Origin of the sequence: Actinoplanes xinjiangensis, from assembly GCF_003148685.1 — a bacterium.
Classification (GTDB): Bacteria; Actinomycetota; Actinomycetes; order Mycobacteriales; family Micromonosporaceae; genus Actinoplanes; species Actinoplanes xinjiangensis.
The window spans coordinates 322953-349885 of sequence record NZ_QGGR01000001.1 but is presented as its reverse complement, the minus strand read 5'-3'; the positions used below and the strand labels follow the sequence as shown (position 1 = coordinate 349885).

Below are 26933 nucleotides of genomic sequence, written 5' to 3'. Positions count from 1 at the left end.
TCGCAGTCAACCGGCGGATCTTGTGGGCCTGCTGTGGCCGGCCCATGGGCGGACCGTCAGTTACAGGCGGGCCAGATGCTCCCGCAGGATCTCCGGCGTACGGCCGGGCAGCTCCGCCTCGATGAACAGCCGGCCGATCGCCGCCGCATACCGGTCGACCTCCTCACGCCGCTCCAGATAGAGGCCGCTGGTGAGGTGTTCGATGTAGACGACGTCGGGCAGTTTCTCGTGCGGGAACCGCAGGATGCTGAACGCCTGCCCGGCCGCCGCGTGCCCGCCCTTGTCGAACGGCATCACCTGGAGCCGGACCCGCGGCGACTCGCAGATGGCCAGCAGATACTCGATCTGCTCACGGAGCACCGCACGGCCACCGATCGGCCGGCGCAGCACCGCCTCGTCGAGGACCGCCCACAGGCGGGGCGCGTCCGGCCGCTGGAGCACCTGCTTACGGGCCATCCGCAGCTGGGCACGCCGGGTGATCTCCTCCGGCCCGCCGTCCTCGTGACCGAGCCTGATCACGGCACGCGCATAGGCGTCGGTCTGCAGCAGGCCGGGCACGAACTGGATCTCGTAGGTGCGGATCAGCTCGGCTGCCTGCTCCAGATCCAGATAGTTCTGGAACCACGTGTCGAGCACGTCGCCGTAGGCCTGCCACCAGCTGGGTGCGTTGGCCTCGCGCATCATCGCCAGGACCCGCCGGTGCTCGGCCGGGTCGTCGACACCGTAGAGTTTCAGCAGGTCGGTGACGTCACGTTCCTTGAAACTGACCCGCCCCAGCTCCATCCGGCTGATCTTCGACTCGCTGGCGCGGATCGTGTAGCCGGCCTGGTCCCGGGTGAGGCCCTTGGCCCGTCGCAGCGCACGCAGATGCCCGCCGAGCTGTAGCCGGCGCACCGTCGCTCCGCTGTTGTGGCTGAAGCCGTTGTCGTCGTTGTCGGTCACTTCGTCGGGCACGTGGACCTCTTCGAGAGTCCTGTGTGGATCCTGAGATGGCGATCGGCATCAGCATACTCACGCCCGCGGTCACCTCGCGCCGGAGGTCAACTCGAAGAGCGACGATTCGGTCACAGCGAAGACGCCCGGGACCGGTGACGGTCCCGGGCGCCACCCGAGGAGATGAGAAATGGTCAGCGGTTGCCGCGCCGGCCCTGCCCTCCACCGGCCGGAGCCTGCCCGGCGGTCACCGTGGCGACCTTCGTGGCCGAGCCGAGCGTGCCGGAATCGGCCAGACCACCGGTGCCCGCGCCGGTCGCGGTCCCTCCGGTGTGGACCGTGTACGACTCCCCGCTGGTGATCTTCGCCGAGGAGTACGTGATGTTCTGCACGCTCTTGGCGGTCACGAAGGTGGCGACGACCGTACCGCCGCCGTCGGTGATCTGCACCGTGGTGCCCGCCGCGATCGCGCTGTCCAGCGTCGCCGAGATCCAGCCCTGCCCGGAGTCGGTGCCCGGCGTGACCACCATGCCGGCACTGCCCGCGGCGAGCAGCGTGCCGCCACTGACCGTGAACGTCCCGTTGACGTCGAGCGCCCCGTTACCGTTGCCCTCCGGCCCGTTCACCACGACCGTGCCACCGGTGATCGACGCGACCCCGTTGGAGTCCAGACCGTCACCCTCGGAGTCGATGACCAGGGTGCCGCCGTTGATCGTCACCGAGAAGTCGCCGACCTGCTCACCGCCGCCGGGGCCGCCGCCCTGCCGTCCGCCCTGGTCAGCGGTGCCGGTGCCGGTCGTGGTGCCACCGGCGCCGTTGATGCCGTCGTCGCTGGAGACCACGTGCACCGTGCCGTCGTTGAGCACGAACGTGGCCGCCTCCAGCCCCTCGACCGCCGCGGTCACCTCCAGCGACCCGCCGTCGACGATCTGCGCGCCCTCCGCGTGCACACCGTCGTCACCACTGGCCACGCTCACCGTCGCACCGTTGAAATGCACCGCGCCGTCGGTGTGCACCGCGTCGTCGGACGCGTCGACGGTGACGGTGCCGCCTTCGAGAACCGTGATCACCCCGGACTTGAGGCCCTTCGCGGACGTGTCGTCGGCGGGCTCGACGGTGTGCCCCCCGCCGGCCGCGACCGTCAGCGTGCCCTTGGTGACCACGATGTCGGTGGCCGCGTCCACACCGTCGCCGTCACTGGTCACGGCGACCGTCCCGCCGGACACCGACACGTACCCGGAGCCGGCGTCCTCGGCGTTGTCGGCCTTGACCCCGTCGCCGCCCGCGGTGACCGTGATCGTCCCCCCGGCGACGGCGACGTAGTCCTTACCGCGCAACCCGTCGTCCTTCGCCGTCACGGTGATCGTGCCGGACACCACCAGCAGGCCGTCCTTGCTCGCGATGCCGTCGTTGCCGTTGCCGGTGACGGTCAGCTTCCCGCCCCCGGTGACGGTCAGGTCGCCGGCACTGAACAGGGCGGCGTTGACGTCCGCGTCGTCGGCGTAGGAGGACGCGTCGGACAGCGTGTTGCTGCTGCCGTCGGCGAGCTGGACGACGAGCTCCCCGACCTCGGTGGCGGCGATCGCCGCGGTGGTGGTGCTGGTGATCGCGGCGCCGTCGAGGATCAGCGTCACGGTGGCGTCCGGCGCGTTCACCACGATCTGCCCGGCCAGTTCCCCACTGATCGTGTAGGTCCCGGCGGCCGTGATGGTGACGGTCGCGCCGTCGATCGTGACGCCCTCGGCGGATGACGTGGCCGAGTCACCGGTCAGCTCGACGGTCCCGGTCGTCCCGGCGTCGTCGCTGCCGGCGGTGTGGACCTCCTTGTTCGCGGCGAGAACGGCGGCGGCGTCCTGGGCGCCGTCGACGGTCGCGGCGTCGATCGCGCTGGTGGCGGCCACCTGGGTGGCCGCGGTGCCGGCGTCGGAGGAGGAGGAGCAGCCGGCCAGCACGGCGGTGGCCAGGACCAGGGAGCTGACGGCGGCGAGGACCTTCTTGCGGAGTCTCATCAGAACCCTTTCGCGGTGGAGAAGTGCCGGCGCAGGACGGGGTGCCAGCGGTTGGCGGGGAGATCCGGGCGCAGGGCGGCGAGCCCGGTCGCGTACTTGGAGATGGCGGCGGGGCGGTGGCCCAGCGACCAGAGCAGCCGGTCGACGTCGGAGGCGGCCCGGCCGGACTTGGTCTCGACGATCACCGAGTGCGGCATGTGGACGGTCGAGCCGTCCGGGAGCTGCCAGGCGAGGCCGGTGTCGATGGTGACCCGGCTGCCGGTGGACGGGACGTACAGGGTGTTGCGGCGGTAGTAGGTGGCCAGCACCGGGCGCAACCCGTCCACGTCGGGGCGGAGGCCGGCCTCGGCGAGGACGGCGGCCGCGTACGCCCGCCCGTCCGCGCCCAGGTCGGAGCCGTCGCCGGCGTACGGGACGCGTTCCTTGACGGTGACACCCCGCGAGCCGCGCGTCTTCACCTCGACGAAGTCGAGACCGCTGTCCAGATAGGTGCGGACCCGCACCTTGAAGCGCCGGCGCCGCTGGTGTGCGGTGGCCCGGAAGCTGTCCAGGGCGGCCGTGTCGAAGTAGACCGACCGGTAGCCGAAGGTGCGCTGCTGCCCGATCTCCAGGGCCCGCACCTCGGCCGGCATCCGGTCCAGCAGCGCCGGCAGGGCGTCCGCGGGGAGCACGTACTTGCGGTCCAGGCGGGTCAGCAGGGCGGCCTCGCCGACCAGCTGTTCCAGACAGATGGGGGCGAACCGGTGGAAGAGCGGAAGCTCGGTGGTCACGGTCATCGGGCGTTCACCCGCTCCATCCGCGGGCCGAGCGGCGCGGCGGCGCGGCCGCGGCCGGGCCCGGCGATCCAGCGGACCTCGACCAGCGTGCTGTCGTTGACCATGTCGATCTGCTTGATCACGACGGTCGTCACCTGGCCGCCGAGCACCTGTTCCAGGTGGGCGCGCAGCGCGGCCTCGTCGCTGAGGGCGACGTCGAGCCGGATCAGCTGGTTGCGGTGCCGGCGGAACAGGGCCGGGTGGTCACCGATGAAGAGCGCGGCCACGACCAGCGCCATCAGGCCGATGTGCAGGAGGTCCATGACGTTGCCGAGTCCGGCGATCAGGCCGAGGGCGAGAGCGGCGAAGTAGTACGCGATCTCGTGCTGGCTGATCTCGTCGGAGCGGAGCCGGATGATCGACAGGACGCCGAAGAGGCCGAGTCCGAGGCCGGCGCCGACGCTCGACGAGCCGAGGACGGTGGCGACCGCGAGGACGCCGATGTTGACGCCCAGGAAGGCGGTGACCAGGTCCCGCCGCCGGTGGCGGGGGAAGTAGACACCGAACGTCAGGACGATGATCGCGACGAGATCCGCGGCGACGGCGAGCAACGTGGTCACTAGGGGCTTCCTTCAGGAGGTGTTCATCAGGTGTTTCCATTTCGCCGGAACACCCTGTCCGCATCCTGTGGAGCCTCTGTGCCGCAGGTCTGAGACCCGCCCAACGTGGCGCGGGTCACCATCGGGCCGCGTGAAGCGCCGGTGGTGACCCGCGTACGTGAACCGTCTAGGGGCGGCCGACCACGCCGGCGCGCAGACTGCCCGCCATGACGTCGACCGTCAGGTCGAAGCGCGGCATCGACTTCTTCCGGGTCTGGAAGTCGGTCGTGGCCTTGTAGTCCTGGGCGTTCAGCCAGGTGCCGACCTCGGCACGCTCGGACTGCTCCAGCGCCGGAGCGAGGCAGTCGTTCACCACGCCGTCCAGCAGCTTCCGGTCGACCTTCTTCGTGCCGTGCTCGAGGATGCACCGCACGGACTCCGCCTCGGCGCCGTCGACGGTGGTGGTGATGACCAGGTGGAGCCGGCCGCCGCCCGCGGGGTAGTCGACGATCGTCGACTGCTCATGCGTCTCCGCGTTCTTCTTCAGGGCCACCTTCCAGCGCTTCTCCCAGGCGCCGGCCACCGCCTGGACGTCGATGCCGCGGATCGCCCCCAACGGCGGCATCGTGTAGACGAGACGCGCGGGATCGCTCTCGCTCGTCCCGGGAACCATGACGCCCCCGCCTTCCGGGGTCTCCACCGAGCCCGCGCCGCCCTTCCGGTCCTCGTCGGCGCCACCGAACTGCCTCATCGCCAGAGCGGCCACGGCCAGCAGAAGCAGGGCAGTGAAGATCACCGCCATCGTCCGTCGTCTGTTCGAACGGTTCGGCGGGTGTGTCTCGGGCGTCGACATGTGGTCCTCAGCAGCTCGCGGGGTCCGGGAAGGCAGCGAAGCCTATCAACGTGCCTGGGTTCGGCATCTTCGAAACCATCGTCCTACCGGGCCGTTCACCGCCCGCCGGGCTCTTAGCGAACCCTTAGAAGCCACCCTCGGGCGTCTTAGAAGATCGCGTCAGGGTTGGCGCTCATGACCGCAACCACTGCTCCCGCCGCCGTCCGGCGCCGGCTGCCCGTCACCCCCTCGTGGTGGCCGGGCGCCGGTGCGGCCGCCGCCGCGCTGAGCCTTCTGATCGTCACCGTGCTCTGGGTGGGCAACGGCGGCGTGTCCGATCTGACCGGTGGCGACGCGGTCACCGCGATCGGACGGCTCACCGGCCTGTACGCCTCCGACCTGCTGCTGCTCCAGGTGCTGCTGATGGCCCGCATCCCGCTGGTGGAGCGGGCCTTCGGCCAGGACCGGCTGGCCCGCTGGCACCGGTGGACCGGATTCACCTCGTTCTGGCTGATGGTGCTGCACATCGTCACGATCACCATCGGGTACGCAGCCGGCGCGAACCTCCTCACCACGCTGTGGGAGCTGGTCCTGACGTACCCGGGGATGCTGCTCGCCGCGGCCGGCACCCTCGCGCTGGTGATGGTCGTGGTCACGTCGATGCGGGCGGCCCGGCGGCGGCTGCGCTACGAGTCGTGGCATCTGCTGCACCTGTACGCGTATCTGGGAGTGGGTCTGGCGCTGCCGCATCAGATCTGGGCCGGCGAGGACTTCACCGGCACGGCGTGGGCGCGCGCCTACTGGTGGACCCTCTACCTGGCCGCGGCGGGTGCCGTTCTGGCGTACCGCATCGGTCTGCCGGTGATCCGTAACCGCAGGCACCGCCTCACGGTGAGCCGGGTGGTCGCCGAGGGACCGGGTCTGACCTCGGTGTATCTGACCGGTGAGCGACTCGCCGAGCTGCCGGCGCGGGCCGGGCAGTTCTTTCACTGGCGGTTCCTGGACGGACCCGGCTGGACCCGCGCGAACCCGTTCTCGCTGTCGGCGACGCCGCACGGCGACGGCCTGCGGATCACCGTGAAGGACTCCGGTGACGGCAGCTCCCGGGTCGCGGGTCTCAAGCCCGGCTCCCGGGTGCTGTTCGAGGGGCCCTACGGCAGGCTGACCGGCGAGTCCTACGCCGGTGAGCCGGTCGTGCTGATGGCCTGCGGCATCGGCATCACCCCGCTGCTGTCGCTGCTCGGCGAGCTGCCCTACCGCGACGGCGAGGCCACCCTGATCTACCGTGCCCGCACCGATGCCGACCTCGCCTTCCGCGGGGAGCTGGAGTGGTTCGCCGCACGCCGCGGGGTGCGGGTGGTGTACCTGACCGGCTCCCGGGCCCGCAGCGCCTCCTGGTTGCCGGGCAGCCTCGCGGGCACCGGCGACGCCGAGGCTCTGCGTCAGGTGGCGCCCCGGATCGCGGCCTCCCGCGTGTACGTCTGCGGCCCGGAGGACTGGGCCGGCACGGCGAGGGCCGCGGCGATCGCCGCCGGGGTCCGCGCCGACCGCGTCCACACCGAGCTGTTCGCCTGGTAAGGGGATTCTTCGATGCGACGTATCAGTCTGTGGATGCTCTCCACCGTGGCGGCACTCGTGCTGCTGTTCAGCTACCGCACCAGCACCGGTCCCTCGCCGGCTCCCGCCACGGTCGCGGCGACCCCGGCGGGGGAGGGGCAGAGCTTCTCCGGGGAGGTCGCGCGCACGCAGGAGGGCGACGTCCAGGTGGTGATCACCGTCGCGGGCGGGCGGATCACCTCGGTGGCGGTGCCGGTGTACCCGACCGGTAGCCAGCGGCACGACGAGATCAGCGCGCGGGCCGTCCCGGAGCTGGTCGCGGCGACCCTGGCGGCGCAGAGCGCGGACGTCGACTCGGTGTCGGGGGCCACCTACACCAGTGGCGGCTACCGGGAGTCCCTGCAGTCGGCGATCGACGCCGCCGGGCTTTAATGGGCCCTATGCGGATCCTGGTGGTGGAGGACGACACGGCCGTGCGTGACTCGCTGGCCCGTACCCTGCGGTTCCAGGGCTACCAGGTGGACACCGCGCAGGACGGCCTGGCCGCCCTCGACGTGGTGCGGGCCGGCGAGCCGGACGCGATGGTCCTCGACGTGAGCATGCCCCGGATGGACGGCCTGGAGACGTGCCGGCAGCTGCGGGCCGGCGGCGTGGTGGTGCCGGTGCTGATGCTGACCGCCCGCGACAGTGTCGGCGACCGGGTCGCCGGGCTCGACGCGGGCGCCGACGACTACCTGGTGAAACCGTTCGCCCTCCAGGAACTGCTGGCCCGGATCCGGGCGCTGCTGCGCCGTTCCGCCCTCTCCACGGTTGCCACCGAGGAGGAGGCCGGGGAAGACCTTCTGACCTTCGCGGATGTACGGATGGACCCGGCCACCCGGGAGGTGTGGCGGGGCGGGCGCGCCCTGAAACTGACCCGTACCGAATTCGGGATCCTGGAGGCGTTCCTGCGCCATCCCCGGCAGGTGCTGACCCGGACCGCACTGTTCGAGCAGGTCTGGGGCTACGACTTCGGCGAGGGGTCGAACAGTCTGCACGTCTATCTCGGCTATCTTCGGCGCAAGCTGGAGGCCGAGGGCGAGGCACGGTTGCTGCACACCGTCCGCGGTGTCGGATTCGTGCTGCGGGAGGAGCCGCTGTGAGAGCGTGGTGGCGGGCCCGGCCCCTGCACGACCGGCTGTCGCTGCTGGTCACCGGCGCGGTGGCGGCCGCGGTGCTGCTCGTGTCGGGTGGTGCGTGGGTGAGCGTGCGGGCGATCCAGCAGAACAAGATCTCCGCGGAGCTGCTGGCCGACGCCCGTACCATCGCCGAGAATCCCTGGCAGTGGCTGAAGTCGCAGGGTGCCCGCCCGGACCCGGACGACAAGGAGATCGGGCCCTGCTGGCAGGTCCTCGACCCGTCCGGGGCGGTGATCGGCGGCAGCGCCGTCCGGCTGCCGGTCACCGCGACGGCCGTCGCCATCGCCACCGCCGGCCAGCCGGGGACCCGGGAGCAGGTCACCATCGGTCCCGGCGAGTATCTGATGCTGACCGTCCCGATCGAGGGCGGCGGAGCGGTCCAGGTCGGTCTCGACCCGAGCCCCGACGAGCGGGTGCTGGCCGCGTTCGCGGTGCTGCTCGCGCTCGGCTGCGCGGTCGGTATCGCCGGGGCGGCGGTCCTCGGGCGCACCGTGGCCCGGGCCGGGCTCGGCCCGGTCGACCACCTGACCGAGGCGGTCGAGGACGTCGCCGTGTCGATGGACCTGACCCGGCCGATCGAGGTGTCCGGCAACGACGAGATCGCCCGCCTGGGCCGCTCGGTGAACGCCATGCTCACCGCCATCGACGCCTCCCGGCAGGCGCAGCGGGCCCTCGTCGAGGACGCCGGCCACGAGTTGCGCACCCCGCTGACCAGCATCCGGACGAACGTGGAGCTGCTCGTCGCGGTGGAGCGCCAGCCCGACCTGGCGCACCGGCTGCCTGCGGAGGAACGGGTCAAACTGCTCGACGACCTGGACGCCCAGGTCCGGGAGCTGGCCACGCTCACCACCGAGCTGGTCGAGCTGTCCCGCGAGGAGGGCAGCCGGGAGACCATCGAGCAGGTGGAGTACGCCGAGGTGGTGACGGCCGCGATCAACCGGGTGCGGATCCGCGCGCCGGGGCTGAGCTTCGACACCGGTCTGGAGCCGGTGACCGTGCTGGGCCGGCCCGGCGAGCTGGAGCGGATGGTGGTGAACGTGCTGGACAACGCGGCCAAGTGGAGCCCGCCCGGCGGCACCGTCACCACCCGCCTGGCCGGTGGGGTGCTGACCGTCGCCGACAACGGCCCGGGGATCGCCGACGAGGACCTGCCGCACGTGTTCAACCGTTTCTACCGGGCGCCCGCGGCCCGCTCGATGCCGGGTTCCGGCCTGGGCCTGGCGATCGTCGCGCAGATCGCCAACCAGCACGGTGGCTGCGTCACCGCCGGGCCGAACGATCCGCGGGGCACGGTCGTCACCGTCCGGCTGCCGGGGGCTCAGCCCGCCGGATAGTTCCACGGCCGGCCGCCGATGCGGTTCTATATCAAGGTCAAGAACCCCGCCATCGACTCCGGTAGCCGAGATGGCAGCATCAGAGAGGCAGCACCTGTGGCGGACGAGATCATCGGGATCATCGGAGCCGGCATCGTCGGCCTGGCCATCGGCCGGGAGATCAGCCTGCGCCGGCCCGGCACCCGGGTCGTGGTCGTCGAGAAGGAGTCCGAGGTCGGGCAGCACCAGACCGGCCACAACTCGGGCGTCGTGCACGCCGGTATCTACTACACCCCGGGCAGCCTCAAGGCGGAACTCTGCACCCGCGGGCGGCTGCTGCTGCGCGAGTACTGCGGGGAACGGGGGATCGCGTACGACGAATGCGGAAAACTCGTCGTCGCGGTGCGGGAGGACGAACTGGGGCGTCTGGACGACCTGGAGAAGAGGGCGCGCGAGAACGGCGTACCCGGTCTGCGCAGGGTCGACCCGAGCGGGATCCGCGAGATCGAACCGCATGCCGCCGGCCTGGCCGCGCTGCATTCGCCGGAGACGGCGATCACCGATTTCCCGGGCGTCGCGAAGGCGTTCGCCGAGGACATCCGGCGGGCCGGCGGAGAGGTACGCCTGAACTTCCCGGTCACCGCCGTCAAGCGGAACGTCGGGTCGATCCGGATCGAGTCCGGCGAGCAGAGCGTCACCGTCGACCAGGTGATCGTCTGCGCCGGCATCCACACCGACAAGGTCGCCCGGCTGGCCGGTGACGAACCCGCGCCGCGGATCATCCCCTTCCGTGGTGAGTACATGCGGGTCAGCGACGAGAAGACCGACCTGGTCCGGGGCATGATCTACCCGGTCCCGGACCCGCGGTACCCGTTCCTGGGCGTGCACTTCACCCGCCGGGTCACCGGGATCGTCGAGGTCGGCCCGAACGCGGTCCTGGCCACCGCCCGGGAGGGCTACACCCGCACGACGTTCTCCCTCCCCGACCTGGCCGGCATCGCGACCTGGCCGGGCACCTGGCAGATGGCCCGGAAACACTGGCGGACCGGAATCAAGGAGGTCCGCGGCTCGCTGTCGAAGAGCCACTACATGGCCGAGGCGATGCGGTACGTCCCGGAGATCGGGGCGGCCGACGTGGTGCGGGCCGGCGCCGGGGTGCGCGCCCAGGCCCTGGACCGCGACGGCAGCCTCGTCGACGACTTCCGGATCCACCGGCTGGGCCCGGTCACGGCCGTACGCAACGCTCCGTCACCCGCGGCGACGTCGTCCCTGGCGATCGCCGCACACGTGGTGGCCGAGATCTTCGGGTGAGTCGCCCGCCGGCGCCGGTGGTCAGACCGGAGCGCCCGTCGAGCGGCGGGCGGCCGGGATGACCAGCGGGGTGCCGGTCTCCGGGTCGTCGATGACCCGGCACGGCAGCCCGAAGACCTCCTCGACCAGTTCGGCGGTGAGCACCTCGGAGGGCGGCCCGGACCGGGCCACCCGGCCGGACCGCATGGCGATCAGATGGGTGGCGTACCGGGCCGCGTGGTTGAGGTCGTGCAGGACCGCGACGAGGGTCCGGCCCTGGCGTTCGTGCAGCTCGGCGCAGAGGTCGAGCACCTCGATCTGGTGGGCGATGTCCAGGTAGGTGGTCGGCTCGTCGAGCAGCAGCAGCGGCGTCTGCTGGGCGAGCGCCATGGCCAGCCACACCCGTTGCCGCTGGCCGCCGGAGAGTTCGTCGACGTGCCGGTCGGCCAGGTCGGCCACCCCGGTCGCCAGCATCGACTCCTGCACGACGTTCTCGTCCTCGGCGGACCAGCGGCGCAGGATGCCCTGATGCGGGTAGCGGCCCCGGGCCACCAGCTCGGCCACGGTGATGCCGTCCGGCGCGGTCGACGACTGCGGCAGCAGGCCGAGGGTTCTGGCGACCGTGCGGGTGGGCTGCGAGTGCACATCCCGGCCGTCCAGCAGCACGGTGCCGGCGGTCGGCTTGAGCAGCCGGGCCAGTGCCCGCAGCAGGGTCGACTTGCCGCACGCGTTCGGCCCGATGATCACGGTGAACGAGCCGTCCGGGATCTCGACGCTCAGGTTCTCGGCGATGACCCGCTTGTCGTAGGCGAGCGTCATCCCGCTGCCACTGAGCCGGGACGTGTGACCCGTCATCTGTTCTCCTGGTGCGTTGTCGGTCATCGGGTCCTCAGATCCGTCCCGGTCCGGCGTGGGAGGGGAGGCGGGCATCAGATCCGCCCGGCACGGCGTTCGGTGGTCAGGAGCCAGACCAGGTAGGCGCCGCCGACCAGACCGGTGACCACGCCGACCGGCAGCGCCCGGTCCTCGAGCAGGTGCTGGGCGATGAAGTCGGCGCCGGTGAGCAGCAGCGCGCCGACCGCGATCGACGGCAGCAGGTTGGGGCCGGGCGCCCGGGTGAGCCGTTTCGCCAGGTGCGGGGCGATCAGGGCGACGAAGTTCACCGGGCCGGCGCTGGCCGCGGCGAACGACACCAGCAGCGCGGCGGCCAGCAGGGACCCGTTGCGCAGCAGGGACACCGGAACGCCGAGCGCGGACGCCGAGTCGTCACCCATCTCCAGCATCCGCAGCCCCGGGCCGCAGACCAGCAGCAGGACCGGCAGGGTGACACCGAGCACGATCAGCATCGGGACGGCCTGGCCCCAGTCGCGCCCGTCGAGGCTGCCGGTGAGCCAGAGCAGCGCCCGCGCATTCTCCATCTGGACGCCGCGGGTGAGCAGGTAGCCGCTGATGCCGGTGAGGATGGCGGCCATCCCGATGCCGACCAGGATGAACCGGAAACCGTGCAGGGCCCGGCCGGCGATCAGCTGGATGAGCAGGGTGGCGGCCAGGCCGCCGGCGACCGCGGCGATCGACAGTTGGGTGCTGGTGCCGCCGAGGATCACCACGGTCAGCGCCGCGGTGCTCGCGCCGTTGGTGACACCGAGCATGTCGGGGCTGCCGAGCGGGTTGCGCACCAGCGACTGGAAGACCGCGCCGCCGGCCGCGAGGGCCGCGCCGACGGCCAGCGCGGTGACCAGGCGGGGCAGCCGCAACTCGCTGATGATGAACTCGTGCGCCGGGTTGCCCTCGCCGAACAGGGTGGTCACCACGTCGGCCGGGGCGATCGCGAAGTCGCCGGTGCCGAGACTGAACACACTGATCACGAACGCGCCGAGCGCCGCGACGGCGCCGACCACGACGGCCCGCGGGCGGATGCCGACCCGGCTGCCGATCGACCGGTTGCGGACCGCGGGTCTCTCCAGGGTGGTCATTTGGCGGCTCGCACGAGATAGAGGAACAGGGGACCGCCGAGGACCGCGGTGACCGTGCCGACCTGCAACTCGCCGGGGCTGCCCAGGATGCGGCCGAGCACGTCGGCACCGAGCAGCAGCACCGGCGCGAGGATCGCCGTGTAGGGCAGGAGCCAGCGCAGATCCGGGCCGGTGAACGGGCGGACCATGTGCGGGATGAGCAGTCCGATGAAGACGATCGGCCCGCACGCCGCGGTGGCGCTGCCACAGAGCAGGGTGACCGCCACGATGACCGCGGTGCGGATCACCGACGGATTGGCGCCGAGAGCCCGGGCCGCGTCGTCGCCGAGCGACAGCGCGTTCAGCGGGCGGGCCACCAGCAGGCCGGTGAGCAGGCCCACCACGAAGAACGGCAGCAGCCGCTCGACGGTCGCGAAGTCGGCGCTGGCCAGGGAACCGGCGGTCCAGAACTTCATCTTGTCGATGGCCTGCGTGTCGGACAGCAGCACGGCGGACACGTAGGAGAGCAGGGTGGCGTTGAGTGCGGCACCGGCCAGCGCGAGCCGTGCCGGGGTGGCCGAGCGCCCGCCACCGACCGCATACACCATCGCGGTGACGATTGCGGCGCCGGCGAGGGCGAACCACACGTACCCGAAGAAGGTGCCGACACCGAAGAAGACGGCGGCCGTGGCCACCGCCGCCGAGGCGCCCGCGTTGATGCCGAGCAGGCCCGGGTCGGCCAGCGGGTTGCGGGTCAGCGCCTGCATGATCGCGCCGGCCAGGCCGAGCGCCATGCCGACCATCAGCCCGAGCAGCGTCCGCGGGAGCCGCATCTCGTGGACGATCCGGTAGTAGGGCGAGTCCGGGTTCCACAGTCCGGCCCAGACCTCGCCGGGGGAGAGGAACCGCGCGCCGAATCCGATGCTCAGCATGACGACCGCGACGAGCATCACCACGGCGAGGACCAGACCGAGCAGGCGTACGGACGGCCGCCGTCCCGCCCGCGGCGGCACGGTCGTGTGTACCCCCTGGTCAGCGAGGGTGTCATAGGTGGACAGTGCGGCTCTCCCGTCCCGGGTGTGCTGGATCCTGTTGACGCGCGATCGGTTCGTTAGGTTAGCCTAACCATCGCACGCGGTCGAAGGGCCGGTCGTACCCCAGAAAGACTTGAAGATGAAGTACTCACAGCTTTCTTTGTCCCGTCGTGGCCTGCTGGCCGCCGGTGGCGCCGCCGGTGCCGGCGCGCTGCTCGCCGCCTGTGGTGGCAGCAAGGACGAGACCGGGTCGACACCGGCCGCCTCCGCCACCGCCGCCGCCGGTCCCTGGGCGTTCACCGACGACCAGCCGAAGGACCTCAAGGCCGACAAGACCCCGAAGAAGATCGTCGCGTTCACCGGCACCGCCGCGGCGCTCGTCGACCTGGGCCTCCAGGACTCGATCGTCGGCGTGTTCGGCGAGACGAAGAAGGCCGACGGCACCGCCGAGCAGCAGGCCGGCTCGCTGGACGTCAACAAGGTGCAGATCGTCGGCAACGCCTGGGGCGAGTTCTCCGTGGAGAAGTACGCCGCTCTCACCCCCGAGCTGCTGGTCACCCACATGTTCGACCCGGGTGCCTACTGGTACATCCCGGACGAGAGCAAGGACCAGATCCTCAAGCTCGCGCCGACCGCCACCATCACCGTCGGCCGGGTGCCGCTGACCAAGCCGATCGAGCGGTACGCCGCGCTGGCCGCGTCGCTGGGTGCCGACCTGAACGCGCCGAAGGTCGTGGCGGACAAGGCCCGCTTCGAGAAGGCCGCCGCCGACCTGTCCGCGGCCGCCAAGGCCAGCGGTGGCATCAAGGTGCTCGCCGGCTCCGGTGCGGCCGACATCTTCTACGTGTCGAACCCGAAGGTGTCGTCCGACCTGATGTACTTCAAGGAGCTCGGCGTCGACGTCATCGTCCCGGAGAAGACCGACGGCGGTGACTACTACGAGTCCCTGAGCTGGGAAAACGCCGACAAGTACCACGCCGACATCATCTGGCTGGACTCTCGTACCGGCACCCTGCAGCCCAATGACCTGGCGTCGAAGCCGGGCTGGAGCGCGCTGCCCGCGGTCAAGGCCAACCAGGTGTTCCCGTGGCAGGCCGTGCCGATCTACTCCTGGGCCGGTTCCGCCCCGCTGCTCGAGGCGCTGACCGCCGCGATCAAGAAGTCCAAGAAGCTCGCCTGACCCCTGCGCCGCCGGAGGCCCCGGCACCGCCGCGACGTGCGGTGGTGGGGCTCCCGGCGCCGGTCACAGCGTGATGCCGAAGTGTGAGCGGTAGGCGCCGGCCAGGTCCTCCGGCTCGGTCTCGGTCCGGGCGCCGCCGGAGGTGACGATCAGGGTGCGATCACTGATGGTGACGCGGCCGTCCTCGGTGAGCCGCGAGCAGATCGTCTTGCGGGTGAAGTGCGAGTCCGGTGAGGTCTGCTGATACCAGCAGGTGGCGGTGAAGTCGGACAGCTCCCGGGGCCGGGTCTCGATCAGATAGCGCGGCTTGCCGTCGCGCAGCACCCACACGTCGCCGTCGGTGGTGTCGGTGAGCTGGAAGCGGCCGCCCGGGTCGTCCTGGTCGGTTCGCGAGTCCCAGCGCAGCGGATAGGTGCTGTGGTCGCCGAACCCGACGTCGACCAGCCACTGCCCGTCGACGATCAGGGCCAGGTGGTCGAACGGCGGGCCGAGCCGTTCGCCCCCGTCCACCCGTGCGGCGACCCGGGTCACCGAGTGGCCCAGCTCTGTCAGCAGCAGCGCGAACAGCCCGTTCAGTTCGTAACAGAAGCCGCCGCGCCGGCGCCGGACCACCTTGTCGACGAGGTCGTCCGGGTCGAGTGACACGTGACCCATGCCCAGGTTCTCGAACGGCACGGTGAGCAGGTGGGCCCGGTGCAGCTCGGGCAGGCCGGCGGGCGCGTCGAGCCCGATCCGTCGCAGGTATGCGGTGACGTCCATGCGTTCCAGCATCCGACCTCAACGGCGGTTCAGGTCAAGGGCGGTCCTTCTTCGGCAGGGTGGCCACGACGGCGTCGTAGGAGGCGTCCACCGCCTCGTAGATCTCGTCGTCCGGGATGGCGCCGCCGAGCCGCAGCGTGTTCCAGCCGTGCCGGCCGATGTAGGCGCTGGCCGAGGCGTCGTCGGGGTAGCGGGCCAGCCATTCGTCGGCCGGGTCGCGGCCCTTGCCGCACTTGACGCCGACGGTGGCGCCACCACCCAGGAACGCGAAGATCTTGGCGCCCACCTTCGCCACCGTGTCGCCCTCCCACGGCTCGTCCGGCCACGCCCCGGGCTTGGCGAGGCAGTACCGAAGCAGTTCATCACCGGTCATCAGGGCTCCCAATCGTCACGTTTTTTGCAAAACGGACAATCCATATCTTACCGTGTAAGACATGTCTGACCGCCCGATCTTCGTCGTCGGCTGCCCGCGTTCGGGCACGACCATGCTTCAGCTCATGCTGCACGCGCACCCGCGGATCGCGCTGCCCCCGGAGAGCCGGTTCCTGCTGCCGGCCTACGAGCGCCGCCACGAGTTCGGCGATCTCGGCGACCCGGAGCGGCGACGGGCGCTCGGTGAGTGGATCACCGGCACCACGCACTTCGGTGACCTCGGCCTGGAACCGGAGGCGGTGGTCGCGGCGATCACGTCGGCGCCGCCGACGCTCGGCTCGGCGCTCGGCACGGTCTTCAAGATGTACGCCGCGCGCTTCGGCAAGCCCCGCTGGGGTGACAAGCGGCCGCTCTACCTACGGCATCTGCCGACGATCCGGCGGCTGTTCCCGGGCGCGCAGATCATCACCATCATGCGCGACGGGCGCGACTGCGTGGCGTCGCTCAAGGAGACCCCGTGGGGCCCGCGTGATCTCGGGGAACTGATCGACATCTGGGCGCGCTCGGCCGACAACGCGCTGCGGGCCGCGCGCACCCTTCCCGGCGATTCCTTCCATCAGGTCCGCTACGAGGACCTGGTCGCCGACCCGGAACCACACCTGCGCCGGATCTGCGCGTTCCTGGGCGAGGAGTACGACCCGGCGATGGCCCGCCCGTCCGAACTGGCCCCGGTCGCGGTCCCGGAATACAAGACGTGGCACGCGCTGACCCGGTCGGATGTCACCACGGCCCGGGTCAGCAGCTGGCGGCAGCGCCTCACGGCGGAGGAGACCGCCCGGTGTGAGGCGGTCTTCGGCGACCGGCTGATCCGCTTCGGTTATCAGCCGGCCACCGCGTGCCGCCGGACGCCCCGGGTGCGGGCCACCCGCACCTGGCTGACCGTGCGGGACCGCCTGGCCCCGGCCCGGGACCGCGCGGAGGCCGTTCGCGGCCTTCTACGCGGCCCGGCGCTCCCGGCCCGCCTGTAGAGGCGTCACTCCTGGCCGGTGTACGCCTTGAGGGTGTTCGCGGCCTGGCGGCGGGCCTGCTCGGGATCGGTGCCGAACGCGATGTCCGCCTCGGTCCACGCGTCGGCGCTGAGCCGCAGGAAGGTGATGCCGTCGGGCGACATCGACCACTCCATGGCGGCCTCCGGGGTGATCGTCGCCTCGGGGGTCGCCAGGTGGTTGGCCAGGCCCCAGAACGCACCCTCCCAGCCCAGGCCGACAGCTCCCGGACCGTACTGCTCCCAGTGCTCGTCGTCGACGTGCGCCACGTGCTCCAGCTCGAACCGGGTCCGGCCGTCGCCCTCCGGGGTGAGCCGCACCTCGACCCAGCTCATCCCGCCGTTCATCTCCCAGGTGGCGGCGACCCGGTGCGGCCGCTCACACGTCGTGATGGTGCCACCGGCGTTGCCCTCGAACTGGTATTTCCCGCCCTCGCGCAGCTCACCGGAGACCGGCAGGAACCAGCGCGGGATCCGCTCCGGGTTGGTGACCACGTCCCACAGGTCGTCCTGATCGGTGTCGTAGGCCTGGCTGATCGTCATCACCCGTGCCTCACCGGCCTCCAGCACGCGGGTGCCGATGCTCCGCCGTACGTTGCTGATCTGCTCTTTGACCTCGATCATCGCGCGCTCCTCGCATCGTTGGTCCCGACGCCCTCGCCGAGTCGCCGAAGGCGTTTGCCGCGGGCCACCTCGGTGGCCATCGCGGACAGGTGCGGCGTCCAGAACCTCCGGAAGGGGGCCAGCCACTCGTCCACCTGCCGCAGCGCGGTGTGGTCGACCGCGTAGAGGCGGCGTGCGCCGTCGGGCCGCACGGTGGCGAAACCGTTGTCGCGCAGCACCCGCAGGTGCTGGGACACGGCCGGCTGGGTGATGCCGAACTCCGCCCGGATGACGGCGGTGACGGCACCGGAGGTCTGCTCGCCCTCGGCGAGCAGCTCGAGGATCCGGCGCCGGACCGGATCGCCGAGTACGTCGAACGCATGCACGAGAGGACCCTATCAGATACGGCTTATATAAGCGCTGCCTATTTAAATAGACCGCCGGGCCCGCCCGGTGGAAGGGGAGCGGGCCCGGCGGGGTTCGCGGGTCAGGCGCGGATGCGGTTGCGCAACAGCGCGCCCGACTCGGTGAGCGAGCCGGTGCCGGCGAAGCTGCCGGCGTTGCAGGTGCCCGGCCGGAAGGCGGCACTGCCCTCGCTCGCGTCGGAGTACGTCCAGTTGGCGTAACCGATCTTGAGCCGGTCCAGCAGGTCGAACCAGGCGTTGCTGCTCGCCACGTCGACCGCGCCGTCACCGGTGTAGGTCACCGTGCCGAACTCGGTCACGAACAGCGGCAGCGAGGCCGCGGCCCGCTCCACCTCGGCCCGGTAGTTGTCCTTGTGCGAGGCCGCGTAGTAGTGGAACGCGTACATCACGTTCGAGGCGCTGACCGGGTTGTTCACGATCTCCGAGGAGTTCGAGCCCTCCGAGACGCCCAGCGACGACCAGCCGCGGGTGCCGACGATCACGACGCCGTCCGGGTCGTTCGCCCGGATCACCGGGATGACCTGGTCGGCGTAGTTCTTGATCTGCGCCCAGCTCACGCCGTTCGGCTCGTTGGCGATCTCGTAGATCACGTTCTTCTTGTTCGCGTGCCGGGCCGACACCTGGGCGAAGAAGGTCTTGGCGCGCTCCAGGTTGAACGCCGGGTCGCCCGGGGTCAGGATGTGGAAGTCGATCAGCGCGTACATGCCGCGCTCGGTGGCCTCCTCGACCAGGTTGTTCACCCGGGTGGTGAAGCCGGCCGGGTCGGTCTCGTAGCCCTGCTCCTGCACGTACATCGAGATCCGGAACAGGTCGGCGCTCCACTCGTTGGCGAGCACGTCGAGCGAGGCGTCGGTGTAGCAGTTCGGGAACCACTGGATGCCGTGCGTGCTCATGCCCTTGAGCTGGACCGCCTGGCCGTGCTCGTTGCACAGCTTGGTGCCGCAGACCCGGAGCTGCCCGTTGACCTGCACCGGCGTGCCCGTGGTGGGCGGCGTGGAGGTGCTCACGGAGGTGGAGGGGGAGGGTGACGGATTCGTCGTCCCGGTACACGCCTGCCCGTTGACCAGACAGCTGGTCGGGCGGCCGGTGCCGTTGACGATGAAGCCGAAGCTGGTGGAGGCCCCGGCCGCGATCGTCGCGTTCCAGTTGACCGGCGTGAACGTGTAGGTGTTCCCACTGGCGGCCTGCGCCGCGTTCCAGGACTGGGTGATCGTCGTGCCGGCCGGGAGGGTCAGCTCGACCTTCCACGTGGTGATCTGCGACGACGTGTTGTTGTTGACGGTCACCTGGGCCTGGTAGCCGTTGTTCCAGGAGCTCTGCACGGCGAACGTCGCCGTCTCCGCGCTGGCGGGCAGGGCGAAGAAGGCGGCGGTCGACGCGGCGGCCACGGCAAGTACCGTGGTCAGGACTGCTGCTGTCCGGCGTTTCACGAAAGCATCACCTCGGGGGATGGGTGCGGGCTGCCGCTGGGGACCGGCAGTGGGGGAAACCCGCCCTGGGAGCGCTCCCAGGATCTCCGACTGTAACGCCTGCGTTGACCCGCGTCTATTCCAGGGCGACCGCCACCGGCTGGATCGTGATCCGGACCCCGGTGCCCGGCGTCAGTTCCGGCAGCCGTCCGCTCGGCACCTGGGCGATCACCAGGTGATCGCCGACGGTCACCGTGACCCGGCTCGTCGGGCCGAGGAAGCTGCTGGTCAGCACCTTCGCGCCGGCCTCGGCGTCGGGGGTCACCTCGACCGCCTCGGGCCGGACCAGGGCGGTCACCGCGCCGCCGGCGTGCGGGCTCACCAGCGGCAGCCGGTTGCCGAGCACCTCCACGACGTCACCGGTCACCGTTCCCGGCAGCCGGTTGCTGGTTCCCACGAAGTCGGCCACGAACGCGGTCGCCGGCCGCAGATAGACCTCCGACGGGGTGGCCAGCTGCTCCAGCCTCCCGGCCCGCATCACACCGACCCGGTCGGCGATCGCGAGGGCCTCCTCCTGGTCGTGGGTGACGAACAGCGTGGTGGTGCCGACCTCGGTCTGGATCCGGCGGATCTCGTCGCGCAGCTGCACCCGTACCTTGGCGTCCAGCGCCGACAGCGGTTCGTCGAGCAGCAGCACCTGCGGCTCGATGGCCAGCGCCCGAGCCAGGGCGACCCGCTGCTGCTGCCCACCGGAGAGCTGGTGCGGGTAACGGCTGCCGAAGGTGCCGAGACCGACCAGCTCCAGCATCTCCGCGGCCCGTGCCCGGGGAGCACGGCCCTTCCTCAACCGCAGACCGAACTCCACGTTCTGCAGGGCGTTCAGATGCGGGAAGAGGCTGTACGCCTGGAACACCATCCCCATGTCCCGGCGGTTGGCCGGCAGTCGCGTGACGTCCTTCCCGCCGACCAGCACCCGCCCGGCGGTGGCCTCCTCCAGCCCGGCCAGGATCCGCAGCGCGGTGGTCTTGCCGCAGCCGGACGGCCCGAGCAGCGCGATCAGCTCACCCGGCTCGATCGACAGGTCCAGGTCGTCGAGGGCGTGCACGCTGCCGAACGTGCGGCGCAGCCCGTCGAGATGTACGGCGACGCCGGTCATGACGTTCGTCCCTTCTTGGAGTTGCCCGCCAGCGAGAGCACCAGCAGCAGCACGAAGGCGAGCAGCAGGGCGGCCAGCGACACCGCCACCGACACCCCGGCGCTGCTCTTGCCCAGGAATTCGATGGCGACCTGAAGATTGGTGCGGTGCAGCAGCGACGCGATGGTGAACTCACCGAGCACCAGCGCCACGGTCAGGAACGCGGCGGACAGCACCGCCGAGCGGATGTTCGGCAGCACCACCCGCAGGATCACCGTGGCCCAGCCGGCGCCGAGACTGCGGGCCGCCTCGGCGAGCGTCTTCACGTCGATCGCGGACAGACCGGCGTCGATCGCCCGGTACGCGTACGGCAGCACCAGGATCGTGTAGGCGAACACCAGCGTCAGCGACGAGCCGCCGAGGAAGTAGTTGACCCAGGCGTACACCGGGGCCAGGCCGACCACCAGCACGATCGCCGGGATGGTCAGCGGCAGCAGGCAGAGGAACTCGACGAGCCGGCGCAGCCGGGGCAGCCGCAGCCGTACCCAGACCGCGGTCGGCACCAGCAGCGCCAGCATCAGCAGCGAGGTGAGCGCCGCCTGGGCCAGCGAGGCCACGATGCCCTCGGCCAGCGCCGGGTACTCCGCACTGAGGCGGGGCCAGTCCAGCAGCAGCGGCCACGTCTTCGCGTCCCGGGTGCTGAACTCCACCATCGCGACCAGCGGCAGCAGGAAGAACACGCCCATCACCGACAGCACGGTCCAGCGGAAGATCACCCGAGCCATTTCGCGGTCCTCTTCTGCAGCAGCGAGTAGAGGGTCATCACCACGGCCACCACGACCACCATGCCGAGCGCCATCGCCTTGCCCAGGTTGGCCTGGCCGAGCACGACCTCACTGCTCAGAGCGCCGCGGATCTGCAACGGGACGATCGGGCTGCCCTGGCTGACCAGGGCGGCGGCGGTCGCGTACGCGGAGAAGGCGTTGGCGAACAGCAGCAGGGTCGAACCGAGGAACGCGGGGGCGAGCAGCGGCCCGGCCACCCGGGTCCAGTACTGCCAGGTGTTGCCGCCGAGACTGACGTGCGCCTCCCGCCACTGTGGCCGGATGCCGTCCAGCGCGGGCAGGAACACGATCACCATCAGCGGGATCTGAAAGTACGTGTACACCAGCGTCAGTCCGGGCAGCTCGAACAGCCAGACCCCGTTCGCGTACGGGTCGAGGCCGTGCTCCTGCAACCACAGCGTGACGAAGCCGGACAGGCCGATGGTCGCCAGGAAGGCGAACGCCAGCGTGACACCGCCGAACTGGGCGAGCACCCCGGCCGCCGCGGTGACCAGCCGGCGCAGCAGGCCGTCCGGTTTCGCGGTGACCAGCGCGTACGCCAGGATCGCGCCGACCACCGCGCCGATCAGCGCACTCGACGCGGACAGCGTGATGCTGCGGCCGAACGCGGCGACGATGTAGTCGTCGGTGAGAGCACGGACGTTGGCCAGGGTGAAGCCGCGCCCGCCGTCGCCGGTGAACGCGCCGATCACCACCGTCAGCGTCGGGACGACCAGGAAGATGGTCACGAACGCGAAGAACGGGACCGTGCCGAACAGGGCGGCACCCCGCAGGCGTGGCCGTCCGGCCACGCGCTGCGGAGCGTCCGCGACGATCTCAGCCAATGGCCTTGGCCCAGTTCGCGGTCAGGTATTCCTTGGCCTTGGTGCTCTGCGCCTCGGTCGGGATGACCGGGGTGCCCTCGACGGCCGGCAGCGCGGCGAACGCGGTGGCGTCGATGGTGCCGGCCTTCTGCATGGCGTCGGCGCGGACCGGGCGGGCGCCACCCTTGAGCCACAGGTTCTGGCCCTCGTCGGAGTAGAGGAACTCCTGCCACAGCCGGGCCGCGGCCGGGTGCGGGGCGTCCTTGTTGATCGCCTGCACGTAGTAGGAGCCCAGGACCGCATCGGACGGCACGAAGACCTTCCAGGTCGGCAGCTTCTTGGACTGGGCGGCGTTCAGGTAGTCCCAGTCGAAGACGACCGGCGTCTGGCCGGACTCGATGGTGGCCGAGGTCGGGTCGACGGGCAGGAAGTTACCGGCCTTCTTCAGATCGGCGAAGAACTGGACACCCTTGGTGATGTCCTCGACGGTGCCGCCGTTGGCCAGCGACGCCATCTGCACGCCACCGAACGCCGCGCCCGCCTGGGTCGGGTCGCCGTTGAGCGCGACCTTGCCCTTGTACTCCGCCTTGAGCAGGTCGGCGACGCTGGTCGGGGCGGGCACCTTGGCGCTGTCGTACCCGATCGACATGTAGCCGCCGTAGTCGTTGACCCAGGTGCCGTTGGCGTCCTTGAGGCCGTCCGGGATGTCGGCGAACTTCTCCACCTTGTACGGCGCGAACATCGCGGTGTTCGCGGTGGCCACCGAGACGCCCAGGTCGAACACGTCCGGCGCGGTGTCCTGGCCCTTGAGCTGGGTGGCGGCGTTGATCTCGTCCTGGCTGTTGCCGTCCGGCTGCGCCGAGTTGACCTTGATGCCGTACTTGGTGCCGAACGCCTTGATGATCTCGCCGTAGTTGGCCCAGTCCGGCGGCAGCGCGATGACGTTGAGCTGGCCCTCCTTCTTGGCCTCGGCGATCAGTGCGTCCAGGCCGCCCAGGTCGGCGGCGCTGGTGGCGGTCCCGGCCTTGCTCGTGGCGGCCTCGGACTCCTTCTCCGGGGGCGAGCATGCGCCGGCGAAGGCGATCATCGCGGCAGCCGTCAGGGTGGTGACTGCGGATCGGGCAAGGGTGGTGCGCACTGTGTTCCTCCTTCTGCGGCACCGGCGACCGGTGCGCGCTGGTGGATCATGAAAGTGCCGGGTGGAGGACAGGCGTACGGCAGGAGACCTCGGGGCGAATTCGGCCCTTCCGCCGTCGCCTGGGGTTTCCCTGCACTTTCCCACGGCCCGTTGATGATCGAAAGCAGTCGTTGGCCGACCGTTATGAATCTCTGTGGCAGACTCTGCGCAGTATGGCGATGCGACTGACGTTCGACGGCGAGATCATCTACTGGCGGGGTCCCGCCCCGCACCACTTCGTCGCCGTCCCCGAGGGTGAGGCGGCGGCCCTGGCCGATGCGTCGGCGCTGGTCACGTACGGCTGGGGGATGATCCCGGTGACGGTTCGGATCGGGTCGTCGGAGTGGACCACGTCGCTGTTCCCCAAGGACGGCGGCTATCTGGTCCCGATCCGCGCCGCGATCCGCAAGGCGGAGTCCCTGGACGCCGGCGACCCGGTGACCATCGAGCTGCGGGTCGACGTCTGAACCTCAGCGGGCCGACTCCAGCACCTGCTTGAGCCGGGTCAGGTCGGCCTGCACCAGGCCGGCGTCCCGGTCGAAGTCCTCGTCGGTCATGCCGGGCAGCCGCCGCAGCGTGAACATGATCTCGGCGCCCTCGCCGTCCGGGATGACCCGCATCGGCGCGTACACCTCGTCGCCGTCCGGTGGCCGCACCCAGTGGTCCAGCACGCCCAGCTCGTTACGGGGTGTGAAGATCAGCTCGGCCCCGTCGTCGCCGATCAGCCAGCGGCCGTCCTCCCGGGCCACCGAGGTCGCCAGCCCGGGTGCCCAGGCGGGCAGGTTCGCCGGGTCGGCGGTGAAGGCGTACACCTCATCGGCCGGAACGTCGATGTGCTCGCTGAGGTAGCGCGATGCCGAAGTCACTCCGGCATCGTCGCAGAAAAAGCCGGCGCCCGGCGGCGTACCGATCGCTCGGGTGCGGCCCCGGCCACCGGGTTCACCCGGGTGTCATCGTCGGCCGGGGGTGTTCGCCACGGCCATCAGATGGGCGCTCACCGAGACCACGTCGGCCTCGGTGCTGTAGAGCCGGGCCAGGGCCAGCGCGCCGTCCAGGACGGTCCGCTCGGACGGGGTGCCGGTGGCGGCCTCCGCGGCCGGCCAGGCGGGGCCCTCGATGCCGTGCACCGTCACCTCGGTGAGCCCGGCGTCCCGGAACTCCCCGGCCAGTTCGGGCACCCGGTGGAAGTACGCGTGGGTGAACCCCAGCCCCGGATGGTTGCGGCCGTCGGCGAGGATCTGCCGCGCCTCCGCGTACAGGCGCTCGGAGGTGAACCGGCCGTTCGCCGCGAAGTCCAGCGGCCCCGCGAACCGGGTGATCGCCGCGGCCAGCACCACACCGCCCGGCCGGGTGACCCGCACCGCCTCGCGCAGCGCCTGCACCCGGTCGGCGCGGTCCATCAGGTGATAGAGCGGCCCGAGCAGCAGAGTCGCGTCACACGACCGGTCCGGGACGGGCAGCGACCGGGCGTCACCGACGATCGCGTCGATCGGCGGCTGCCCGGCCCGGGCCTGCTCCACGTGCGCCGGCACCAGGTCGACGATCCGCACCCGATAGCCGGCGGCGAGCAGCGGGCGCGCGTACGCCCCCGGCCCGCCACCGACGTCCAGGATCGAGGCCGGCGCCGGTGGCAGGTGCTGCTCCAGCAACTCGCGGGTACGGATCCGCTCCAGCTGGAACGACGCCCGCCGGTCCAGGCGCCCGGCCTCGTCGTATCCGGTGTAGAAGTCGACGATCTCGCTCGTGGTCTGATCCATCATGGAATCGTGGCCGCCGCGCGCGGGGCGGACCAGCGGATTTCTCAGCCCGGAACGGTGTCGCCCTCCCCGGTCCGCTTCTGCGCCTCGTCCACACCCCGGTCGATGTGCTCGGAATACTTGTTGCCGGTCCGCTGGTCGATCTGGTCGCCGCCCTTCTCCATCGCCTGATCCACCTGCTCGTCGTGCTGGTCGGCGAAACTCTTGGCCTTGTTCATGAAGTCGCTCATAGCAGGCGGAATGCCCGCCACCGGCCCGGTCAAACAGCCGGGCATGCGATCGCGTGTCACGCTGGGGTGGTACCTCCTGAACGCGATCCCGGCGGGAGACGACCCATGACCGACGCGAGCTCCACCCGACCGCAGACCGAGACCTTCCAGCATGCGGGGGCGATCGTCGAGCTGGTCGACGCCGGCACCCTGCTGGCCGCCGCCCGGGTCAACCCGGTCGACCTGCTGCAGCGGGCCACCTGGCCGGAGCCGGTGCACCGGGTCGACCTGACCGTCGACGGCACCGGCGGCACCGAGCACGTGTTCACCGCCCGGATCAGGACCCTTAGCTCGCCGGAGGCCACCCAGCAGAGGATGCGCGGCATCGTCCTCGACATCGACCCGCTCGGCCGGCTCCTGGCCCGGCGTATCGCCGCCGGGGACCAGGTGGTGACCCGCATCGTCGACGGCGTGGGCATGGCGGCGGCCGTCGCGTACCGCACGCTGGGTCTGGAGAAGCCGGTGGACCGCGAACCCGGGCTGCTCGCCGACGCCGCCGCCGGCATCGAGGCGACCATCACCTACGCCGACGGCGTCGCCCGGCTGGAGTCGCGGATCGCCCGCGACGCCGTCGGCGTCGCCCACCTGCGCGCCTTCGTCACCCTCACCCTCCAGGCGGTCGCCGATCTGGCCGGCGCCGACGCGCTGACCGGCCGCCGTTACGTGGTCGGCCGGCACCTGGCCACCCCCGCCACCACGCAGTCGGTCACCCTCGACATGGTCGGCGGCCTCGCCGACGTCGTCGCCGAGCTGCGCCAGATCGCCGTCTCCTTCCGGCATCCCGAGGCGATGGCACGGTGGGGCGCCCGTCGCCCTCAGGGCCTGCTGATGTACGGGCCACCCGGCACCGGCAAGACCATGCTGTCCCGCGCTCTCGCCAACGAGATCGGCGCCGACTTCCGGGAGATCCGCACACCGGAGATCCTCGACAAGTACCTGGGCGGCTCGGAACGCAACATCAAGCAGATCTTCCGGGACGCCCGCCGCTACCGGACGCCCACACTCATGCTGTTCGACGAGTTCGACTCCATCGTCAGTTACGCCGGCATGGGCGGGGACGCCGCCAGCCAGGCTCTGAACGCGGTGGCCGGCATCTTCAAGCAGGAGATGAACGACCTGATCGAAGAGAACCCGAACGTCATCGTCGTCGCCACCACCAACTTCCCGCACCGCGTCGACGAGTCCCTGATCCGGTCCGGCCGCTTCGACGTCAAGATCAGCGTGCCGAAGCCGGACGAGACGTCCCGCGCCGAGATCTTCCGCAAGATGATCCGCGGCCTGATCAGCGCCCACGAGACCCCCGGTTTCCGGATGTTCGCCGACGACCTCGACCCGGCCGCCCTGGGCGTCGCCGCCACCGGCATGACCGGCGCCGACATCAAGGAGGTGCTGCGGCGGGTCCAGCTGACCAAGGCCATGCAGGAGGCGCGCGGGGTGCAGGTGACCCCGATCTCCCAGGCCGACCTGCTGGCCGCGATCCGCGCCCTCCGCGGCGGCCCGGCACCCACCCCCTGACCGGCGTCTCCCTTCCGGCCGTCATCCTCCGCCAGGGTCGCCCGGCGCCCGCCGCCCGCCGCCCGCCGTCTTGGGCGTCGTCTTCCGGCCGTCGTCTTCCGGCCGTCGTCTTCCGGCCGTTCTCTTGCGGCGGCGTCGTCTTACCGTGGCGTCGCCTGGCGGCCGTCGTCTTGCGGCGTCGTCCTCC

At 71.0% G+C, this 26933-nt stretch carries 29 protein-coding genes; 9 read left to right on the top strand and 20 right to left on the bottom strand.

The features are described 5' to 3' along the window. Window positions 1-60 precede the first annotated feature (60 nt). The 5 genes from BC793_RS01560 to BC793_RS01540 all read right to left on the bottom strand — a co-directional run bounded on the left by BC793_RS01560 (window position 61) and on the right by BC793_RS01540 (window position 5092). Window positions 61-954: a helix-turn-helix domain-containing protein gene (locus BC793_RS01560; RefSeq protein ID WP_239169790.1), complete on the bottom strand. Its 894-nt coding sequence runs from the start codon at window positions 952-954 to the stop codon at window positions 61-63. Between the two features lie 173 nt (window positions 955-1127). Continuing rightward, window positions 1128-2942 (bottom strand): carbohydrate-binding domain-containing protein, encoded by a 1815-nt coding sequence (locus BC793_RS01555; protein ID WP_109588711.1) that lies wholly within the window; start codon window positions 2940-2942, stop codon window positions 1128-1130. Further along, window positions 2942-3718, bottom strand: a complete 777-nt coding sequence (locus BC793_RS01550; RefSeq protein ID WP_109588710.1) for a polyphosphate polymerase domain-containing protein — start codon at window positions 3716-3718, stop codon at window positions 2942-2944. Before BC793_RS01550 ends, BC793_RS01555 begins: the two co-directional genes overlap by 1 nt. Continuing rightward, a complete protein-coding gene (locus BC793_RS01545; RefSeq protein ID WP_109588709.1) occupies window positions 3715-4317 on the bottom strand; it encodes a DUF4956 domain-containing protein in 603 nt (200 codons plus the stop codon). The genes BC793_RS01550 and BC793_RS01545 overlap by 4 nt, the downstream gene beginning before the upstream one ends. Before the next feature lie 166 nt (window positions 4318-4483). Further along, the gene (locus BC793_RS01540) at window positions 4484-5092 is read right to left on the bottom strand and encodes a hypothetical protein (RefSeq protein ID WP_146246155.1); all 609 of its coding nucleotides are present in this window, start codon (window positions 5090-5092) and stop codon (window positions 4484-4486) included. A gap of 231 nt (window positions 5093-5323) precedes the next feature. On the opposite strand from BC793_RS01540, the gene BC793_RS01535 reads away from it, so the two are divergent. From BC793_RS01535 to lhgO, 5 genes are all read left to right on the top strand, one after another. Next, complete coding sequence (locus BC793_RS01535) at window positions 5324-6706, top strand: ferredoxin reductase family protein (RefSeq protein ID WP_109588707.1); 1383 nt, start codon at window positions 5324-5326, stop codon at window positions 6704-6706. A 12-nt stretch (window positions 6707-6718) separates the two neighbouring features. Beyond that, window positions 6719-7117: an FMN-binding protein gene (locus BC793_RS01530; protein WP_109588706.1), complete on the top strand. Its 399-nt coding sequence runs from the start codon at window positions 6719-6721 to the stop codon at window positions 7115-7117. A gap of 8 nt (window positions 7118-7125) precedes the next feature. Beyond that, window positions 7126-7827: a response regulator transcription factor gene (locus BC793_RS01525; RefSeq protein ID WP_109588705.1), complete on the top strand. Its 702-nt coding sequence runs from the start codon at window positions 7126-7128 to the stop codon at window positions 7825-7827. Then, entirely contained in the window at window positions 7824-9197 is a 1374-nt protein-coding gene (locus tag BC793_RS01520; RefSeq protein ID WP_109588704.1) for a sensor histidine kinase, read from the top strand. Before BC793_RS01525 ends, BC793_RS01520 begins: the two co-directional genes overlap by 4 nt. A 96-nt stretch (window positions 9198-9293) precedes the next feature. Beyond that, a complete protein-coding gene (gene lhgO, locus BC793_RS01515; RefSeq protein ID WP_109588703.1) occupies window positions 9294-10487 on the top strand; it encodes an L-2-hydroxyglutarate oxidase in 1194 nt (397 codons plus the stop codon). Window positions 10488-10508: 21 nt separating this feature from the next. On the opposite strand, the gene BC793_RS01510 is transcribed toward lhgO, so the two are convergent. The 3 genes from BC793_RS01510 to BC793_RS01500 all read right to left on the bottom strand — a co-directional run bounded on the left by BC793_RS01510 (window position 10509) and on the right by BC793_RS01500 (window position 13368). Beyond that, window positions 10509-11321, bottom strand: coding sequence for an ABC transporter ATP-binding protein (locus BC793_RS01510; RefSeq protein WP_203896079.1), 813 nt, complete (start codon window positions 11319-11321; stop codon window positions 10509-10511). 74 nt (window positions 11322-11395) lie between these two features. Beyond that, the gene (locus tag BC793_RS01505; RefSeq protein ID WP_109588701.1) at window positions 11396-12439 is read right to left on the bottom strand and encodes a FecCD family ABC transporter permease; all 1044 of its coding nucleotides are present in this window, start codon (window positions 12437-12439) and stop codon (window positions 11396-11398) included. Next, window positions 12436-13368 (bottom strand): FecCD family ABC transporter permease, encoded by a 933-nt coding sequence (locus BC793_RS01500; RefSeq protein WP_109589076.1) that lies wholly within the window; start codon window positions 13366-13368, stop codon window positions 12436-12438. The genes BC793_RS01505 and BC793_RS01500 overlap by 4 nt, the downstream gene beginning before the upstream one ends. Before the next feature lie 223 nt (window positions 13369-13591). Between BC793_RS01500 and BC793_RS01495 the strand changes: the two genes are divergently transcribed. Beyond that, on the top strand, window positions 13592-14632 hold the full coding sequence (locus tag BC793_RS01495; RefSeq protein WP_109588700.1) for an ABC transporter substrate-binding protein: 1041 nt from the start codon (window positions 13592-13594) through the stop codon (window positions 14630-14632). 63 nt (window positions 14633-14695) lie between these two features. On the opposite strand, the gene BC793_RS01490 is transcribed toward BC793_RS01495, so the two are convergent. Both BC793_RS01490 and BC793_RS01485 read right to left on the bottom strand, forming a co-directional pair. Next, a complete protein-coding gene (locus BC793_RS01490) occupies window positions 14696-15391 on the bottom strand; it encodes an arylamine N-acetyltransferase family protein (protein WP_109589075.1) in 696 nt (231 codons plus the stop codon). Between the two features lie 34 nt (window positions 15392-15425). Further along, window positions 15426-15764 carry an MmcQ/YjbR family DNA-binding protein gene (locus BC793_RS01485; protein WP_109588699.1) on the bottom strand — a complete coding sequence of 113 codons (339 nt, stop codon included), beginning with the start codon at window positions 15762-15764 and terminating at the stop codon, window positions 15426-15428. 61 nt (window positions 15765-15825) lie between these two features. Here BC793_RS01485 and BC793_RS01480 point away from each other — a divergent pair, with 61 nt between their 5' ends. Next, complete coding sequence (locus BC793_RS01480; RefSeq protein WP_109588698.1) at window positions 15826-16791, top strand: sulfotransferase family protein; 966 nt, start codon at window positions 15826-15828, stop codon at window positions 16789-16791. Between the two features lie 5 nt (window positions 16792-16796). Here BC793_RS01480 and BC793_RS01475 read toward each other — a convergent pair whose 3' ends face one another. From BC793_RS01475 to BC793_RS01445, 7 genes are all read right to left on the bottom strand, one after another. Next, window positions 16797-17432 carry an SRPBCC family protein gene (locus BC793_RS01475; protein ID WP_109588697.1) on the bottom strand — a complete coding sequence of 212 codons (636 nt, stop codon included), beginning with the start codon at window positions 17430-17432 and terminating at the stop codon, window positions 16797-16799. Beyond that, the gene (locus BC793_RS01470; RefSeq protein ID WP_109588696.1) at window positions 17429-17797 is read right to left on the bottom strand and encodes an ArsR/SmtB family transcription factor; all 369 of its coding nucleotides are present in this window, start codon (window positions 17795-17797) and stop codon (window positions 17429-17431) included. The genes BC793_RS01475 and BC793_RS01470 overlap by 4 nt, the downstream gene beginning before the upstream one ends. A gap of 101 nt (window positions 17798-17898) precedes the next feature. Beyond that, window positions 17899-19266: a cellulase family glycosylhydrolase gene (locus BC793_RS01465; protein ID WP_109588695.1), complete on the bottom strand. Its 1368-nt coding sequence runs from the start codon at window positions 19264-19266 to the stop codon at window positions 17899-17901. Window positions 19267-19381: 115 nt separating this feature from the next. Continuing rightward, entirely contained in the window at window positions 19382-20401 is a 1020-nt protein-coding gene (locus BC793_RS01460) for an ABC transporter ATP-binding protein (RefSeq protein ID WP_109588694.1), read from the bottom strand. Continuing rightward, a complete protein-coding gene (locus BC793_RS01455) occupies window positions 20398-21165 on the bottom strand; it encodes an ABC transporter permease (protein WP_109588693.1) in 768 nt (255 codons plus the stop codon). The genes BC793_RS01460 and BC793_RS01455 overlap by 4 nt, the downstream gene beginning before the upstream one ends. After that, a complete protein-coding gene (locus BC793_RS01450) occupies window positions 21153-22049 on the bottom strand; it encodes an ABC transporter permease (RefSeq protein ID WP_203896080.1) in 897 nt (298 codons plus the stop codon). Before BC793_RS01450 ends, BC793_RS01455 begins: the two co-directional genes overlap by 13 nt. Next, window positions 22042-23166: an ABC transporter substrate-binding protein gene (locus BC793_RS01445; RefSeq protein WP_239169792.1), complete on the bottom strand. Its 1125-nt coding sequence runs from the start codon at window positions 23164-23166 to the stop codon at window positions 22042-22044. Before BC793_RS01445 ends, BC793_RS01450 begins: the two co-directional genes overlap by 8 nt. A 212-nt stretch (window positions 23167-23378) precedes the next feature. Here BC793_RS01445 and BC793_RS01440 point away from each other — a divergent pair, with 212 nt between their 5' ends. Further along, entirely contained in the window at window positions 23379-23672 is a 294-nt protein-coding gene (locus BC793_RS01440; RefSeq protein ID WP_239169793.1) for a DUF1905 domain-containing protein, read from the top strand. Window positions 23673-23675: 3 nt separating this feature from the next. Here BC793_RS01440 and BC793_RS01435 read toward each other — a convergent pair whose 3' ends face one another. The 3 genes from BC793_RS01435 to BC793_RS01425 form a co-directional block, all read right to left on the bottom strand. Beyond that, the gene (locus BC793_RS01435) at window positions 23676-24071 is read right to left on the bottom strand and encodes an SRPBCC family protein (protein WP_109588690.1); all 396 of its coding nucleotides are present in this window, start codon (window positions 24069-24071) and stop codon (window positions 23676-23678) included. 84 nt (window positions 24072-24155) lie between these two features. After that, a complete protein-coding gene (locus BC793_RS01430) occupies window positions 24156-24962 on the bottom strand; it encodes a class I SAM-dependent methyltransferase (protein ID WP_109589073.1) in 807 nt (268 codons plus the stop codon). Between the two features lie 44 nt (window positions 24963-25006). Beyond that, window positions 25007-25192 carry an antitoxin gene (locus BC793_RS01425; RefSeq protein ID WP_109588689.1) on the bottom strand — a complete coding sequence of 62 codons (186 nt, stop codon included), beginning with the start codon at window positions 25190-25192 and terminating at the stop codon, window positions 25007-25009. A 105-nt stretch (window positions 25193-25297) separates the two neighbouring features. On the opposite strand from BC793_RS01425, the gene BC793_RS01420 reads away from it, so the two are divergent. Next, window positions 25298-26746, top strand: a complete 1449-nt coding sequence (locus tag BC793_RS01420; protein WP_109588688.1) for an ATP-binding protein — start codon at window positions 25298-25300, stop codon at window positions 26744-26746. The last annotated feature ends 187 nt before the right edge of the window (window positions 26747-26933 follow it).